The organism is Peribacillus sp. Bi134 (assembly GCF_918698065.1).
Lineage (GTDB): Bacteria > Bacillota > Bacilli > Bacillales > DSM-1321 > Peribacillus.
The window spans coordinates 303,400-319,720 of the sequence record NZ_CAKKLN010000003.1; the positions used below are offsets into that span (position 1 = coordinate 303,400).

Consider the following 16,321-nt stretch of genomic DNA (forward strand, 5'->3'; position numbering starts at 1 on the left):
TAAGGTGAATCTCTGATTCTTAAAACACCTGTACTTTAAATATCTTTCTAAAAAAAGCGAATGATTTACTATATTCATATTTCGCATGGAACTAGCTTTCGTTCCAATTATGAAAGTGCTTCCTATCCTGAAGTTCAGCAGGAAATTCCACTTCCGTTCCCTAATTTAGCTAAAACAGTATTAAAAAACTGTGCCAGCTTAGCCAAGGCCCCGCACTGACAATCCGCCATCGCTGGAAATGACCTCACCGGTGATTGCGCGTGATTCGTCGGAAGCTAACAGTACATACGCCGCAACGTGATCTTCCGGCATCTGGGCAAGTTGAAGGATATTCCGTTTTTTTATGCTGCTTGCTTTCGTATCATTATCGACGATATTCACAAATGGACGCAGCGGCGGGATTACAGTAAGTGCTGTCAATGTCCCCCCTGGGGCTACCGCATTTACCCGGATGGAAGGAGATAGTTCGAACGCAAGCTGGCGCATCAATCCAATTTGGGCGTGTTTGCTCGCTGTATACCAAACACCGCCGCCATCTGGATAAAAACTTGCACCGGACACGGTAAAAATAATATTGCCATTTGTTTTTTTCAGTTCTTCAAGAGCGGCTTTCGCCCCGAAAAAAGAGCCTTTTACGTTAATATCGAGAAGGTAATCATATGCTTCGGAAAGCGCCTCAGGAGTCACATCGGCAAATTTGGCAAATCCATCGAACACGCCGGCATTCGCCACGAAAACATCCAACTTTCCGAATTGCTCAACAGTAGCTTGGACCGCATGCTCATTGTCTTCGTATTTACTTATATCTCCCTGATATGTAAGGATATTTTCACCAAATTCTTCCTTCATTTTCGCTAACGTGTCTTTAGAGCGGCCGATGATGCTCACTTTTGCTCCTTCTTGTATAAAGCGGCGAGTGACAGCCTCTCCAATTCCAGAAGCTCCCCCTGTAATCCATACGACTTTATCTTTTAAGGCCATTCCCATTGTCTCAACCCCTTCTATTATCTTTCAAACGTGATGAACGGTTATACAAAGATCGGTTCCTTCAAGTTGACGTCTTGCAAGCTAGCACATTTTTTCATAATTTTATGTTTTATACACAAAACAATGTTTTTTATATAAATAATTCTAAAATGTAATCGCTTTATTGTCAATGAAAAAAAATGAAACTATCTTCGGGAATACATTCTGCGGTTACCCTTACTACTGCGGCACTCGTCAATAAGTATGATTTTTTTTGTGGTTTCTCAGTAAGATTCTAGCGCCCATCTTACCGAGAAACCCTACTAAAAAACATATTAACTTTTTAGCGCTTATAGTGTTACTTTGTTTCCTGTCGCATTACTTAGGTGATATTCGGCAACTTCTTGTTTAATCATAAATAAATACGCCACAAACCCAAGAATGGCTGCTACAATCAGCATGGCAATGGAGGGACCAAAATCACCGCCGGACAAATCGCGGCTCCACCCCATAATGTAGCTTGAAAACCCACCCATAATATTCGTGAATCCCATTAAACCGGCTGCGCGGCCAGCTGTTTCAGGTGTTGAAAATTTGATGATGAAGAAATTGGTCAGGTGAAACATTCCTCCTTGAGTTCCCATTGCGAGCCCCATGGAAACGCCAGCGAAAATAGGATTTGGTGCTATGACGGCGATTGTCAAAAATACAGCCGTTAGTATGAAAAGAATCGTCGCAAGCAAACTCGGACGCTTCGTTTTGTCCGCCAGAAATCCGCCAGCCAGGACAAATCCAAGCGCGAATAGCCACGATAATGAAGTAATCCCAGTCATCGCTTCCCTTTCAAACCCTTTGGCCTCAACGAGATATGTAGGCAGCCAAATACTGATTCCAAAGAAAAGAAAGGACGACATCAAATTGCCAAACCAGACAATCCAATAACGATAATCCTTTGCAAAGAATTGCTTCGACTGCACATCATCCGCTTCGTCTTTTTGGCGAATATAGGAGACTTCTTCTTTACTCATGCGCGGATGCTCTTCTGGCGTATTACGTGCCAAAAACAGGAACATTGGAATATTTATAAACAAGTTAAATGCGGCGAGAGCAAAGAACGCTGCCTGCCAATGAAACGTTGAAATAATTAGTATGAGCATAACGGTACCCACCGCCGGGCCAAGGTAGTTTCCAGTTATCCAGAATGACTGTGCCCTGCCAAGCTCTCGTTTATTAAACCAATTCGAAATGAATTTTCCCGATATCGGGATCATCATCCCCTCCCCAATTCCGAGGATTACCCTACTGATTAAAAACATTTCGTATGAAGTGGACAGCCCGCCCATTACCATTGTCGCTGTCCATACCAGTAAACCTAAAACTGCTGTTTTCCGTGCCCCTAACTTGTCGATGATAACTCCCCAAAAAATGTTGGAACAGGAGTATGAAATCATGAATATAAAGGAGATCAAGCCAATTTTCGCATTTTTATCCGGGCCAGTTAAACCAAGATCACTTAAAAATCCCGGATCGGTTTGGATAACAGAGATACCTACTTTATCAATCTGTCCGAAAAACCAGAAGAAAAAAATAGGAATCGCAATGTACAACCATCTTTTTTGACCTTGTAACATGTTATTTCCCCCTTTTAGTAGGATCTTTTGAATGCGCTTTCATGATTTCGATAAAGAAAATGTCTTTCAAACAATCAACTTCACCAATTCCCCCTTTCAAAAGATAGCAGCAACAATTGTTTTATACATAAAACAATGTTACCGATATTTAATGTCATAATGTTATATTTAATTTTCGCAATAGTCAATAATATTCAGATTAATATTTTTTCAACAGAAAAAGTAGTTTTATATTCAAAACTCATTAAGGTGTTTCTTCGATTAAAACAATCAGAAACAATACCTTAACCTTATATCTAAAACCGGATTACGTTTCTGCTAGTTCTCGAGCCTTAGTTAAATAATGTCCAAAAGATGCTGCGAACTAAAAGTCTGCTAAAGTCTCGTGTCCGTTCAAATAAAATGTTTTAACCGGGAACAGTATGGCGGTTTCTACATACCTGTCCAACATCCCAACTTATGCTGCCGCTATAGTCCGCCATTTCACAATTTCCGCGATATGTAACCCCAAAATTGAAGTATGATTCACTAATTCACCTCATTCATTATCGTTTTTCCTTTTATAACGATTCATTATAAATTTATAAAAATTAACTATTTTTATTATTTATCACACAATGTTAGCATTTTGTTATAAGTTATTTGAAAGGATGAGAGATGAATGGATATGTACTATTCTGAATTCGCAGTATTCGGGCTGGGTCCCATCGGAATTGAAATTCTACGCAGTGCTTATCAAACGAATCCGCAATCGATTATCGGGGTTGTCGATATTGCTCCCGATAAGGTAGGAAAGGATATTGGATTACTAATCCATGAAAAGGAAACGAACAAGTGTGTAGTCTCTCATATACGGGATGTAAATACAGAAGCTGACCACCCTATCGCCCTACACGCAACCGGTTCCGACGCACAACAAGTATGGCCTCAAATCAAAGAGCTGCTAGATCACGGCTTTTCTGTGGTTTCCACCTGTGAACAACTTTCCTTCCCATGGCATCGCTACCCCATACTTGCAAAGGAAATAGATGATTATGCTAAAGCTAAAGGGCTTAGTGTCATTGGGACCGGAATCAATCCAGGTTTCATCATGGATACTATGGCCATTTCATTTACAACAGTATTGACCACGGTTAACCAAATTAAGGTCAATCGTAAAGTAGATGTTTCGAAAAGGCGCCTCCCCTTGCAAAAAAAGGTCGGAATCGGGATGACCAGAGAAGAGTTTGAATTTTTAGCTGAACGGAATAAAATTGGGCATGTAGGTCTTGAGGAGTCTGTCAGGTTGATCGCCTATGGGCTGAATTGGAAACTTTCAAGTGTAACCAATACCATTGAACCAACGATTGCGAGCGAAAATATGACCGTTCCGCTAACTGCCTTAAAACCAGGGGATGTTAATGGGCTTCATCAAATTTCCACTGGCAAGACAGTGGACGGAAAGGAAATTTCCTTGGATTTAACGATGACTGCAGGTATTAAACAGGAAGATGAAATCGTTATTGAGGGGAACGAAACCCAAAGGTTGATTGTTCCAAACGGCATCTTTGGAGATACCGCAACTGCTGCAATGATTATCAATACCGCTAAGCAAATTGATGCGCTCCGTAAACCAGGTTTACTTACAATGGCTGACATCGGGGTGCCGAGAAATATAAATCAATCACACTTTGTGCGTATGTAACGGCTAACCAACAATCTTGCGATATAGTCTTACGATATTGGAAAAGGTGAACCCCGAATGGTTCACCTTTTCGTTTTGGTTCAGCTGAGCATGCCAGCATGACAAAAAACCACCATAAGCGGTGGCTTTACTTCCTATATGTTAGTATGTAGGAATCGACTATCTTATGTAAGTTATCTTATTTCAGAAAAATATATTCCGAAAATGACATGATTTTTCTATTTTCATTTATATGTTTGAGAACCAAGCTTCACGGAAATGGCTTTGGCAGCTTTCGTTACCTTGTCAATCAATTCAGCCAAGCGATCTTCCTGAAATCTTGCTTCAATCCCAGCGACACTAATACCAGCTACTATTTCACCTTTACCATTGAGTATCGGTGCACTCACTGCTTTTGTATAATCCTCAAGTTCTGATGAAGTTATCGTGTAACCATTCATTCTCGCTTCATCCAAAGCGTGACGGAGTTCAGTTTTATCCGTTATCGTTCCAATGGCGATTGGTTTTAATTGAATGCTTCCCAAATAATTTTCACGCTCTTTTTCTGGCAAATACGCTAAGATGATTCGAGAATCTCCAGCATACAATGGCGAACGCCTTCCAATGGATGTATAAAGTCGAACAGGATGCAGGGTGTCCACCTTTTCAATATACATCGCTTCATCCTTATCCCTCACAATTAAATTCACTGCTTCTTCAACATCATCCCGAAGGTCTTTCATGATCGGATAGGCGATTGACCTGATATCCAAACGCTCCCCTACCAGTTGACCAAACTGCAGGAATATCAGTCCAAGTGAATAGTGGCCATCTTCGTCCTTTGTTAAAAACCCCATTTCTTCCAATGATCCCACCATACGGTGTAACGACGTTTTCGGCAAATTGGAAAGTTCCATCATTTCATTAAAGGTCAGTTTTGGATGATTTATGAAAAGGGTCAGGATTTGCATGGATTTCACGACCGTTTTGTTATGTGCCTGCATACATTGTCTCCTTTCATGATACATGTTTTCCTTAACTATCATTCTATTATAAAACATGGAAGAAAGGATGTAATGAAAATAACCGTATTCATTGTTTTTCCGTGAATGCTCTGAGTTTATTCTCATTTGATTTTCCGGCATTATTTACAATTTGATCGAATCATTTTATCATCCCGCAAGCCCATGGAACGAGTAATAATGGGAAATGCTGAAGCGTTTAGCGGATTAAGTTACTTGATCATTACTAAAACCCATTCACTACAAAGGCATACTCAAAATTACTTTTGTCCCTTTCCCTTCACGAGAAAGAAGGATGAGGTTTCCGCCGCAAACTCTGGCTCTCTCCTCCATACTGAATAAGCCTACTCCACGGGTAACTTTTTCTATATCAAAGCCCTTTCCTTTATCTTCTATTTCTACACGAACTTCTTCCTTTATTTCCTGGATCATCACTGTAGCTTCTTCGGTTTCAGCATACTTCCTAATATTTGTTAATGCCTCTTGAATAATACGGTAAATGGTAATTTCTTTGTTTGCATTCAAACGGCAATTCAAATAGCATTCAAAATGGACCTTGATATGATGATGCTCTAAAAATTGCGCCACTAAAGAGCGTATGGCAGGGAACAGTCCAAGATCATCAAGTACTGATGGCCTTAATTCCCAGGATAGATGCCGGAGTGATTCGATAATTTCGGTCGCTTCATCTTGCATCTGATCTAACAAGGGATGATCCATTTCTGTCTGCAGTCTGTTAATCGTTATGAGGTGGCTGTATAAGTTTTGTCCGATATCATCATGAAGCTCTCGGGAAATGCGTTTTCTTTCTTCTTCCTGCACATCAATGATTTTCCCGGTCATTTTCTGAATCTCTTCTTCCGCAAGCTTACGCTGGGTCACTTCATAACGAATCGCTAAATATTGGTAAGGTTTCTGGAACTCATCAAGAAATGGAACGATTGTCGTATCCACCCAATAATAAGTATTATCCTTGGCCTTATTTTTAATCTCGCCTTTCCATACTTCCCCTGATGATATTGTTTTCCAAAGATTGTTGAAAAACTCTTTCGGATGAAATCCCGAGTTAATAATTCGATGATCCTGTCCGATCAGCTCTTCTTTTGAAAACTTTGAAATCCTGCAAAATTGATCATTGACATATTTGATCGTCCCGCTTTGATCTGTTATTGCTACAATCGAGGAAGCATCCAAAGCAAATTGGAAATCGGCCATTTTATTTACGAATTTCCCCAATTCCTCCAAAACTCGTTTATATTCGGTAATTTCCTTCCGAATTGCCAGGTATTTATAAGGGTTCCCTTTTTCATTTAAGAAAGGGACAATTGTGGTATCGACCCAATAATAAGTTCCATCCTTCGCTTTGTTCTTGATTTCACCCCGCCAAACACTTCCTGATGAAATTGTTCTCCAAAGCTCTTGCATAAATTCCTTTGAATGATAACCTGAATTGATAATTCGGTGGTCCTTCCCGATAAGCTCTGTTGCTGAATATTTGGATACCTCACAAAATTTCTTATTAAAGTTTATTATCTTGCCCTTTTCATCCGTAAATGCAACAATCGTTGATTCATCAAGTGCGTAAATTAAATCAACCAGTTCATTGATCGGATAGGATTGCTGCTGGTTAATCCGTGATTGGTCTTTCACTTCATGGACTACAATTAAGTAATAAAGCTCTTTCGCAAGCTGAAAGGAGTTCACCCTGAAAAAAAGCGAAAAAGCATGACCATCCCGGTGGATCCCCAACTGGTGGATAATCTCCCCTTCCCCGCTGTGTTGCAGGTTTGCCCCTGGTATAAGTTTTAGTAGCTTTATCCCGTTCAATTCATGATGTTCATAACCAAAGTTTTCATATACCTGTTGATTCGCAAAAGAGATGACTCCAGATTCATTGACAAGGATTGTCGCATCGCTAGATCCAGGTGTAACCCCTTTTTCCATTTCCAAATGTTTATTCAAGTCCATACATAATCCTCCTTGTTGCCATTAAATTGAGCTGTTCAATTCCTTTTCCAGTTTTTTCGCTGCATCAAGGATCTTATGCTGGTCGCTTTCAGAAATAGGCTGAGCTGTTCGTTTACCTACTAATAATACCCCTTTGGGAACACCTTTAAATTGAATCGGAACTGCGAAGGCGCAACTGAGATTTTCCGCAAGCATGATGGGATAATCTAAAGCTTTGCCATGGATATTATTGGGGAAACCTTCAATTTTCATCGGCGCCCCCGTTGATATGACCCTACCTGCTATTCCTTTTCCATATCGAACAGTTATCCTTTTGTACTTATCATTTCTGTTTCCGGCGGCATAATGCCAGCATATGTCAGGACCTTTTCTGTTTTGTAAGGCAAGGCCTACAAAATCACCGTTCATTTCTTCTAATACATGTTCACACGCTTTTTTAAATGGTTGATCCTCTTTCGATTTACTGTCCCCGTTAAATTCCATACCCTAATAACCCCTTTTTTAAAGCGAATGCAACAAGTTCATGCCTTGTTTTCATCTTGAGCTTTTCCATTAGGTTTCCTTTATGGCTTTCAACCGTTTTCACGCTTATGACAAGCTGTCCGGCAATTTCTTTATTGGAAAACCCTTTCGCAATCAACGTAAGTACCTCTTTTTCACGGTCAGACAACAGATTGATAGAATCAGCGGTTCCCTGCTTCACACTGCCTAAATATTCTTCCATTACCCTTTTTGTAGCAGATGGATGAAGGTAAGCATTTCCGTTCGATAATGATCGGATGGCTACCAATAATTCTTCATGGGGTGCACTTTTTAAAATACATCCTGAAGCCCCGGCTTGAATAGTTCTGAACAAATATTCATCATCATCATGCATAGTAAGTATTAATATGGCTACCTCAGGCATTAGTTTTTTTAGTTCGGAAGTAGCCGATAAGCCATCTTTCCCATGAGGCATGCTTAAATCCATGACTACTACATTAGGCTGAAGCTCTAGTGCTCGTTCTATTCCTTCGTTCCCTTCTGAAGCTTCCCCTATGACTTCCATATCAGCATGATTATTTAATAGCATCTTTAAGCCCATTCTTACAACGGCGTGATCATCGCAAAGCAAAATTTTTATCAAAGCTGCTCCCCCTTAGCTTTGTTTGTATATGTATTGTTATAAATGAATATGAAACAACAACGGGGATTGCTCAATTAGCAAACCCCTTGTTTAGTCCATTTTAATATAATGGAAGTGAAATCTCTATAGAAGTACCGTCATCTATTTTTGAAAATATGGTACAATTCCCGCCAATCAAATGCATTCTTTCACACATGGCAGCAAGCCCGCTCAACTTATTCATGGCGGCTTCAACCTCAAACCCTTTCCCTGAATCTTTTATCATAATTAATAACAAGCTTTTTTCCCATTTGAATATTATACTTGCTTTTGTTGTATCAGCATACCTTGCTATATTCACCAATGCTTCTTGGCAGACCCTGAAAAGTGTAATCCTATCTCTATCAGAGATTTGCGATTCAATTCCCAGATTCTCCATCTCAACCTCAATTCCATAGGTTGAAGTGTATATTTTTATGTAGCTTTTTATAGCTGAAATAAGCCCAAAAGTCGTAAGGGTAGGAGGATGCAATTCTACAGCCAAAAGCCTGATTTCTTGTATTGCCTTCTCCAATATCTGTTTCATATCACCCGCATAGATTTTCATGGCAGGCTGTTCGATTGCCGTTTCAATGAGCTGCATTCCGGAAAAGAGACTGGAAAGGGACTGCCCCACACCTTCATGAAGCTCCATGGCAATTCTTTTAATCTCTTCTTCATGTGTTTGTATGATATAAGAACTGATGTTGTTTTTAAGTGGCTGAGTATTCATTCCCACCCTCCTTCTTCAATAGTCGCTGATTATTGGCCATTCAAAATGCGACATGCTCTCCCGATTACACTTTCGGCAGAGTGGTGAGAACACTGACGTATACCTTCTTTCCCACCAGAGACCTAGCATTAGAACTTCTTGTTCTTGAAAACTACAATTCAGCCTTCAAATCCAATAATTTCATGCGCGCAGTTCATTTTATGCTTTCTTCACTTTATGACTTGAAATATCACTAAACATTCCGGCATATTGAACAACATCCCCAGCATCATTTTTTATTGCACTAATTGTCAGCCATTGTAGATATTGCTGTCCATCCTTTCGGCTATTCAAGATTTCACCTTGCCAGAAACCATTTTTTTCAATAGATTTCCACATATCCTCATAAAAAGTTTGAGGCTGTTTACCTGACTTAAGTATACTAGGATTCTTTCCAATTACTTCATTTTCCTGATAGCCAGTAATCCTTGTAAACGAAGGGTTTACTGAAATGATTTTACCACTGATATCGGTGATCAAAATGCCTTCTATTGTATTGTCAATCACTTCTTTGGCAAGGCCCATTTTACCTTGGAAATACATCCAGACTACTAAAATCAAACTTGCAAGGGCAACTTCTGACAATGCCATGAACCCGATTGCATAATGGCCTGTGATATTGAATAACAAGGATAGAATTAACGGCGGGAAAAATCCTCCCAAACCTCCCATTGCGGACACAATTCCATTCACAATACCGGCCTGCTTTTGGAAATACATCGGCACCAGTTTAAAAATAACACCATTTCCTATTCCAGCACAGAGAGCAATACTTAAACAGCCAAATGTGTACCAGCCAATTGATGGAGCAAAGGATAGGATCATTGCTGAAATCGTATAAATTCCAAAAACAAACATGAGCAGAATAAGAGAATGGAAGCGGTCGGCAAGCCACCCGCCAATAGGTCTCATAAGAGTAGCAAGAACAATAAAGCCTGCTGTCCTTACACCTGCATCAACTTTATCTAATCCAAAGTTCGCTACAAGAAAGTTTGGCAGATAAATAGTAAATGCAACAAAAGAACCGAATGTTATAAAGTAAAATAAGCTTAGCAGCCATAGTTTTTCATTTTTGTAGACACCCTTAATTTGTTCTAAAAGCGGTGTCTTTACTCTCAGTTCCTTTTTATCCCCTAATAGGAAGTTACCTGCGATAAATACTGCCAAAATCACAAGATAAAGCTGTACGGTTGTTGACCAGCCAAACTTCGTAGCTACAACAGGTGCTGCAAATGCTGATATAGCCGTTCCGAGGTTTCCTGCACCGTAAATTCCGTTTATAAAGCCATGGCGTTCCTTAGGATAGTACTTCGGTAAAGAGGTTACTCCAACAGAGAATACGGCTCCCCCAATACCAAGAAATAGCCCTCCAATCAACAAATCAGCAAGAGAATCCGCAATACTGATATAATAAACAGGGAATAACAGCGATATAAAGCTAATCAGGAAAATTTTCCTGGCCCCGAACTGATTGGCGTAAAAGCCAAGGGGAATGCGAAGAATAGATCCTAAAATAACTGGAACAGCTGTTACCAGTGCAAGCTGACCATCCGGTATTGCGATATCTTCTTTAATAAAAGGCAGCAGGGACGAAATTAATACCCACACCATAAATCCTACAACGAGGTTTAAGGTTTGTAATGGAAGCTGAATTTTTCTAAACATCCTGACCACTCTCTCTTCTAATTACATATTGTAATCTCGCATTTTCGTCAAAAGCTGACCACTCATTTTCATTTTTAGTCACATTGGATATCAACGGGACAGCGAAAAAATTAATGTCGTCAAAGTAAATACGCAGATGTGTTATATCAGGACAAAGCTTCACCTTAACAATCGTTTTAGAAACGAAAGGAGCTTTACCCTGGCCATCATCATCTAAGATGGCTACACTTGCTTTTTCCGATATTAATGGTTGTATATCTTCTATTTTAATGTGTTCCACAGGTATTGCATCCTCTCTTTGCCGTGTAAACATTCATTTGAAAACCCTGCAAATATTCCCAGAATGTATCTTCTGCATGATTCTCGATAAATTCAATTGTTTCCACTACAGACTCCCAATTGCTCATTCCCTTTACTTCGGCAACTACAATATCGGCCCCCTCTATTGACTTTTCATCTAAATACCAGTTAAGACGGACATCTTTAAAAAGGTCTGAAAGGAGCTTATCGATTTCAGCAGCAAAATTTCCAGATGCTTCTTTTACAAAACAAAAATCAAAGTATGTTTCACTGTTCATTTGATTCACGCCTTTTCGTTTTTCGTTTTTTTATAAGTAAATAACGCTAAGGGAAACACCACTATGTTTAATCCCCCAAATATTAAAACATTTACATAATTTTCATAATAATATTGATGAACCATAAATTGGGTAAATACAATATTCATCATAAAGAAGGCACAAAGCAACGCGACACCAATAAACTTAAGCCTCATAACGCTTCACCCTTACTGCGTATACCCCGCCATTTTCAACTTTCACCTGAATCTCAGGCAGCGGCCTTCTTGGCGGACCGGCAGTTGGAGCACCTGTTTCAACATCAAATTTTCCATGATGACAAGGACAAACCATCTCTCCTTCTTCCTTCACCCAGAAAACCGGGCAACGAAGATGTGTGCATGCATTTTGGTAAGCTACGTATTTCGTTTCAGACAATCTGATCAAAATAGCATCATCATGATCACCTGGAAATTTAAACTCTACTGCTTCACCAATTGCAATTTTGCTTACATCTGTGATTTTTTTGTGGGGATACTCCTTCGCCCCAAGACCCATCAATTCTTTAGCCGCTACCGCTCCCCAAGGAAGGGAGGAAATTGCGAATACACCAGCAGCTCCCACTAATGTTTTCATGAACCCACGTCTGTCGAGCTTTCTTTCATTATTCCGTTCAATATTATGGGTGTAATTATCTTCATTAAAGGGAATTTTATTATTTTTATCTGACGGCATCTTAATCCCTCCTAAAATAGCTTCGTTATCCCCTGTAAAATACCAGGCAAATTTACTTTAACGTTCGTTTCACCTTCAAGATACGGCAGGCTAGTCACCCATTTTCCATTATCTAGATTAAATTGTTTTTTTCTATTTCCAATTTCCTCATCAGTGAGCCACTGAAGTGTATTGGATGGACAAACACTTGCACACATTGGCGGGATACTGTCTTTTGTCCGGTCGATACATAAATCGCATTTGTACATTAAGTTTTGTTCAGTGTCAAATTTTGGTATTCCGTATGGACAAGCAATCGTACAGTTTTGGCAGCCAATACATTTTTCAACGAGAGCTGATAAGACGGCCCCTGTCTCATGTATTTGGATTGCCTGGGCTGGACAGCTTCTTGCACAGGCCGGATTCACACAATGAAGGCACATTAGAGGCATGGTTTGCCGATTAACCATAGGGTTTACATCGTAAACATAGTTTCTGTTCCGTTCTTCATGCCCTCCGCATTGTGTACATGCTGCAAGGCATGAACGGCATCCTATACAGTTTTCAAGTTCTAAGTACAGCCTCTTTTTCATTTATTGCACCTTCTTTATTTCAACTTTTTCCAATTGAGCAGCACATGCCTTATATTCCGGCATACGGGAGATCGGATCGAGTGCTGCAATGGTTAATAGATTGATAGATTGCTCGTGACCAAAGTGGTACGGAACAAATACAGTATCTTTACGAATTGCTTCTGTAATTTTCACTTTATAGATTGCCTCGCCTCTTCGGGTATGTAGGCGGACTCTTTCTTCATGTTCAATATTGTATTTTTTTGCTGTTTCCGGATGTACTTCGACGTATGGCTCCGGGCACATATCACGCAGGAACTGGATTCTTCTCGTCTGGTTTCCAGATAAGTAGTGGTAAACGACACGCCCGGTTGTTAAACGAAGTGGATATTTTTCATCTGGCTCCTCAGCAGGGGGGCGGTAAGGAAGCGCACAAATTTTCGCTTTGCCGTCTGCGTGATAGAATTTCTTATCCAGGAACATATGCGGCGTTCCCATATCATTTTCATCCTTACAAGGCCAAAATACTCCGTCCTGTTTATCGATTTTATCCCATGTAGCACCATAATAATCGGCATATCCCCCTTTACTAGCCAGTCTGAATTCATCAGCTATATCTTTTGCTGTTTTCAAATGGGAAAAGTATTTTCCTCTTCCAAGACGTTCTGCAAGTTCTACTTGTATTTGCCAATCGGGCTTAGATTCACCGATTGGTTCTTGTGCCTTATTTATCTTAATAATTCTTCCTTCAAGGTTTGTAACTGTTCCTTCATCTTCTGACCACGTTACTGATGGCAGGATCACATCCGCAAACTCTGCTGATTCAGAAAGATAGAAGTCCGAACACAACATAAAATCAAGATTTTTCATCGCACTTCGGACGAAATTTAGATTCGGCGCAGATACTGCAGGATTAGAACATAGCAGATACAATCCGCGAATCGTTTTTTGTTCCATCAGTTCAAACATTTCATAAGCAGAAACACCCGGCTGAGGCATTTCTTCCGGAGTAATTTTCCATACTTTACAAACTTCTTCAACATGTTTAGGATTTGTAATTTTACGGTATCCTGGCAATAAATCCGCTTTCTGGCCATGTTCCCGTCCACCCTGTCCGTTGCCTTGACCAGTGAATGTTGCTACACCAGACTTCGGACGGCCAATCTTACCTGTTACAAGCGCCATGTTTGTATATCCAGATACATTATCAACACCCTTATGCTGCTGTTCAATTCCACGGGCAAACATGACAACTGCATTCGGTGCTTTTCCATAAATCTCTGCTGCGCGAATAATTTTTTCAGGTGCCACACCTGTAAGCTCACTCGTATATTCCAATGTGAATTTTTGTACAAGCTCTTTTGTTTCTTCAAATCCGTTTGTATGATTATTAATAAACTCTTCGTCAGCATAACCATTTTGGATTAATAAATTTAAGATTCCATTAGCAAGGGCAAGATCCGTTCCCGGTTTCAGGTCAAGGTGCACATCTGCTCTTCTCGCAACAGGCGTTTCGCGGGGATCCACCACGATAATGTAACCCCCTCTTTCTTGAACGTTCCAGACTCGGAACATAGAAGTTGGATGACATTCTGCTGTGTTGCTTCCTGCAATAAATAAGCAATCTGTTTCATGAATATCTGTCCAGGGTAATGTTGAACCTCTATCTACGCCGAATGAACGAAGGAATCCTCCGGCCGCACTTGACATACAAAATCGGCCATTATAGTCAATGTAGCGTGTTCCAAGAGCCACACGTGCAAATTTTCCTGTTAAATAGCATTTTTCATTTGTCATTGATACGCCGCTGAAAACGGATAATGTATTTTTTCCATATTTATTTTGAAGCTCACTGAACTTTTTCACGATTAAATCATACGCTTCATTCCAGCTTGCTTCACGGAAGCCTTCCTTGGTTCCTTTTAATGATGCATCATCACGAATAAGCGGTTTTAAAATACGATCGTCATGATTTGTCTGCTGGTAAGCTGTAACCCCTTTTGGACACATTTTTCCAACCGTTACAGGCCAGTCATAACGTGGTTCAACCCCAATAATTTTATTTGTCGCTACATTTACCCTTAAATTCATTCCGCACTGCATTCCACAATATGCACAATGCGTTTTGACCAATGATTCATTCGGGTGTATCACATTCTCTACTTCTTTATAAAACTTATCCCTTTGCATTCTGGTTTGCCTCCTTAACTTTTATCTCATGAATAGGGAAACCGGAAAATTGAGCAATCCGGTATTTTCTACGGCAAGGTAGGCACATTTCAGCGAGATGGTGGCCTTCCTTCGTTTGAAATTCGATATTGTTCACGCTTAGAACCTCTACGACATCTTTTGATTGTTCTGTTGAAACAAACTCATCACCACATACTTTGCATCCTTTCATGGATTGTTCCGCGTAATGCTCTCTGTAGTTTCTTGCAAATACACTCATTGGGCGAAAAGGTATGTGCGCAAGTTTTCCGAATGGAAGATAAATCAATGTAATAATGACTGACCACTGGTGAATCAGGGACATAGCTGGCTGTCCTGCACCGTGCAAAAAGATGTTCATGAAGGTTAGTCCCAGTCCTGTAACACTAACAAATAACAGCATGAATAATGGAAGGAAGTCATACATGAATTGTTGCTCTGCTCTTGCCTGCATATTTTTCAAGCGGCGGTATAGAGCCATGCATACTCCGGAAATGACCATCACAGCTGTAATGTTCAGAGCGTTATATGATAAGTTCGCAATGATCCCATTAGCTGGTACTGTCATTACCTGGACTCCCAATGCGATGATGTTGTAGTAACCGTTGTCGTCCATTGTGAAGTACATCCATCCAAATACGAGAGGAAATGTCACGAAGCAGGAAAGAATGCAGCCCCAGCCCATTAGGATGTGCTGAGTCCATCGGTAAATTCCCCTATTCCAGATGAAATTGTATGTTGCTAAATGTTCAACTGATGTTTTAGGCGTTGATTTTCTAAATAGAAGTTTGATGCCTTTTTTTATAAAAATCTTTGTTGGCGGCCTTTCTCCCCATGCGATAAATCTGTAAAAGAACCCCCCAATAAAAATAATCGTCCCCACCATATAGCCATAAAGGTTTAAATCTACGTGTGTAAACATTCTCGTACCAATAAACGATAAGAATACAAGTCCGCAAACTGCTAGAAACATAGACTTAGCAAAATGTGATGCAAAAGCATTATCAATCGATTTTCCTGTTTTTTGATTTGCTGCGACTTTTGCCTGCATTACTATTCCTCCTCATTACAAACAATTACCATACCCTTATTGTAAGAGCTGCCCCGATTTTTCCATATCGGGGGACTTCCCTATCCTAAGGTGAAAATTCCCCTATCTTTTAAAATAAAAAAAACAGTTCTGATGTGCAGAACTGCCTGTACTATATTTCAATGTTCAAGTTTTCTCTTTTCCAGTTTTTATATTTTATTTTGCAATGTAGGAAATGCTGATAGAAGTTTTTCTAGATGTTAGTATGATTAAGGGATGTTTGTTGTTTTTGCAGTCTTTGCATATGATAAAATCGATTACCGAAAACAAATGTTTTTTAATGAAAATAAGTATATAGAGGAGAAATTATTGAGACATAATCTCATAAAAAAGATATTAGTATTCAAGA

At 39.9% G+C, this 16,321-nt stretch carries 15 protein-coding genes; 1 reads left to right on the forward strand and 14 read right to left on the reverse strand.

Annotated features, from left to right (window positions below):
* Positions 1-198: 198 nt before the first annotated feature.
* Both LQ188_RS07375 and LQ188_RS07380 read right to left on the reverse strand, forming a co-directional pair.
* A complete protein-coding gene (locus LQ188_RS07375; RefSeq protein ID WP_230176433.1) occupies positions 199-987 on the reverse strand; it encodes an SDR family NAD(P)-dependent oxidoreductase in 789 nt (262 codons plus the stop codon).
* Positions 988-1,316: 329 nt separating this feature from the next.
* The gene (locus LQ188_RS07380) at positions 1,317-2,597 is read right to left on the reverse strand and encodes an MFS transporter (RefSeq protein ID WP_137018415.1); all 1,281 of its coding nucleotides are present in this window, start codon (positions 2,595-2,597) and stop codon (positions 1,317-1,319) included.
* 661 nt (positions 2,598-3,258) lie between these two features.
* Between LQ188_RS07380 and LQ188_RS07385 the strand changes: the two genes are divergently transcribed.
* Entirely contained in the window at positions 3,259-4,281 is a 1,023-nt protein-coding gene (locus tag LQ188_RS07385; RefSeq protein ID WP_230176434.1) for a hypothetical protein, read from the forward strand.
* 224 nt (positions 4,282-4,505) lie between these two features.
* On the opposite strand, the gene LQ188_RS07390 is transcribed toward LQ188_RS07385, so the two are convergent.
* The 12 genes from LQ188_RS07390 to LQ188_RS07445 all read right to left on the reverse strand — a co-directional run bounded on the left by LQ188_RS07390 (position 4,506) and on the right by LQ188_RS07445 (position 15,933).
* Complete coding sequence (locus LQ188_RS07390; RefSeq protein WP_101221839.1) at positions 4,506-5,264, reverse strand: IclR family transcriptional regulator; 759 nt, start codon at positions 5,262-5,264, stop codon at positions 4,506-4,508.
* A 258-nt stretch (positions 5,265-5,522) separates the two neighbouring features.
* Positions 5,523-7,250: a PAS domain-containing protein gene (locus LQ188_RS07395; RefSeq protein ID WP_230176435.1), complete on the reverse strand. Its 1,728-nt coding sequence runs from the start codon at positions 7,248-7,250 to the stop codon at positions 5,523-5,525.
* A 21-nt stretch (positions 7,251-7,271) separates the two neighbouring features.
* On the reverse strand, positions 7,272-7,733 hold the full coding sequence (locus tag LQ188_RS07400; protein WP_230176436.1) for a GAF domain-containing protein: 462 nt from the start codon (positions 7,731-7,733) through the stop codon (positions 7,272-7,274).
* A complete protein-coding gene (locus tag LQ188_RS07405) occupies positions 7,723-8,376 on the reverse strand; it encodes a response regulator transcription factor (RefSeq protein ID WP_101221836.1) in 654 nt (217 codons plus the stop codon). Before LQ188_RS07405 ends, LQ188_RS07400 begins: the two co-directional genes overlap by 11 nt.
* A gap of 100 nt (positions 8,377-8,476) precedes the next feature.
* Entirely contained in the window at positions 8,477-9,127 is a 651-nt protein-coding gene (locus LQ188_RS07410; protein WP_230176437.1) for a histidine kinase, read from the reverse strand.
* Positions 9,128-9,325: 198 nt separating this feature from the next.
* Complete coding sequence (locus LQ188_RS07415) at positions 9,326-10,831, reverse strand: nitrate/nitrite transporter (protein ID WP_230176438.1); 1,506 nt, start codon at positions 10,829-10,831, stop codon at positions 9,326-9,328.
* Positions 10,824-11,111 carry a hypothetical protein gene (locus LQ188_RS07420; RefSeq protein ID WP_101221833.1) on the reverse strand — a complete coding sequence of 96 codons (288 nt, stop codon included), beginning with the start codon at positions 11,109-11,111 and terminating at the stop codon, positions 10,824-10,826. The genes LQ188_RS07415 and LQ188_RS07420 overlap by 8 nt, the downstream gene beginning before the upstream one ends.
* A complete protein-coding gene (locus tag LQ188_RS07425; protein WP_230176439.1) occupies positions 11,098-11,409 on the reverse strand; it encodes a hypothetical protein in 312 nt (103 codons plus the stop codon). The genes LQ188_RS07420 and LQ188_RS07425 overlap by 14 nt, the downstream gene beginning before the upstream one ends.
* A 186-nt stretch (positions 11,410-11,595) precedes the next feature.
* Complete coding sequence (locus LQ188_RS07430) at positions 11,596-12,123, reverse strand: Rieske (2Fe-2S) protein (RefSeq protein WP_230176440.1); 528 nt, start codon at positions 12,121-12,123, stop codon at positions 11,596-11,598.
* An 11-nt stretch (positions 12,124-12,134) separates the two neighbouring features.
* Positions 12,135-12,695 carry a 4Fe-4S dicluster domain-containing protein gene (locus LQ188_RS07435; RefSeq protein ID WP_230176441.1) on the reverse strand — a complete coding sequence of 187 codons (561 nt, stop codon included), beginning with the start codon at positions 12,693-12,695 and terminating at the stop codon, positions 12,135-12,137.
* A complete protein-coding gene (locus LQ188_RS07440; protein ID WP_230176442.1) occupies positions 12,696-14,864 on the reverse strand; it encodes a molybdopterin oxidoreductase family protein in 2,169 nt (722 codons plus the stop codon).
* A complete protein-coding gene (locus tag LQ188_RS07445; RefSeq protein WP_230176443.1) occupies positions 14,851-15,933 on the reverse strand; it encodes a hypothetical protein in 1,083 nt (360 codons plus the stop codon). Before LQ188_RS07445 ends, LQ188_RS07440 begins: the two co-directional genes overlap by 14 nt.
* Between the last annotated feature and the right edge of the window lie 388 nt (positions 15,934-16,321).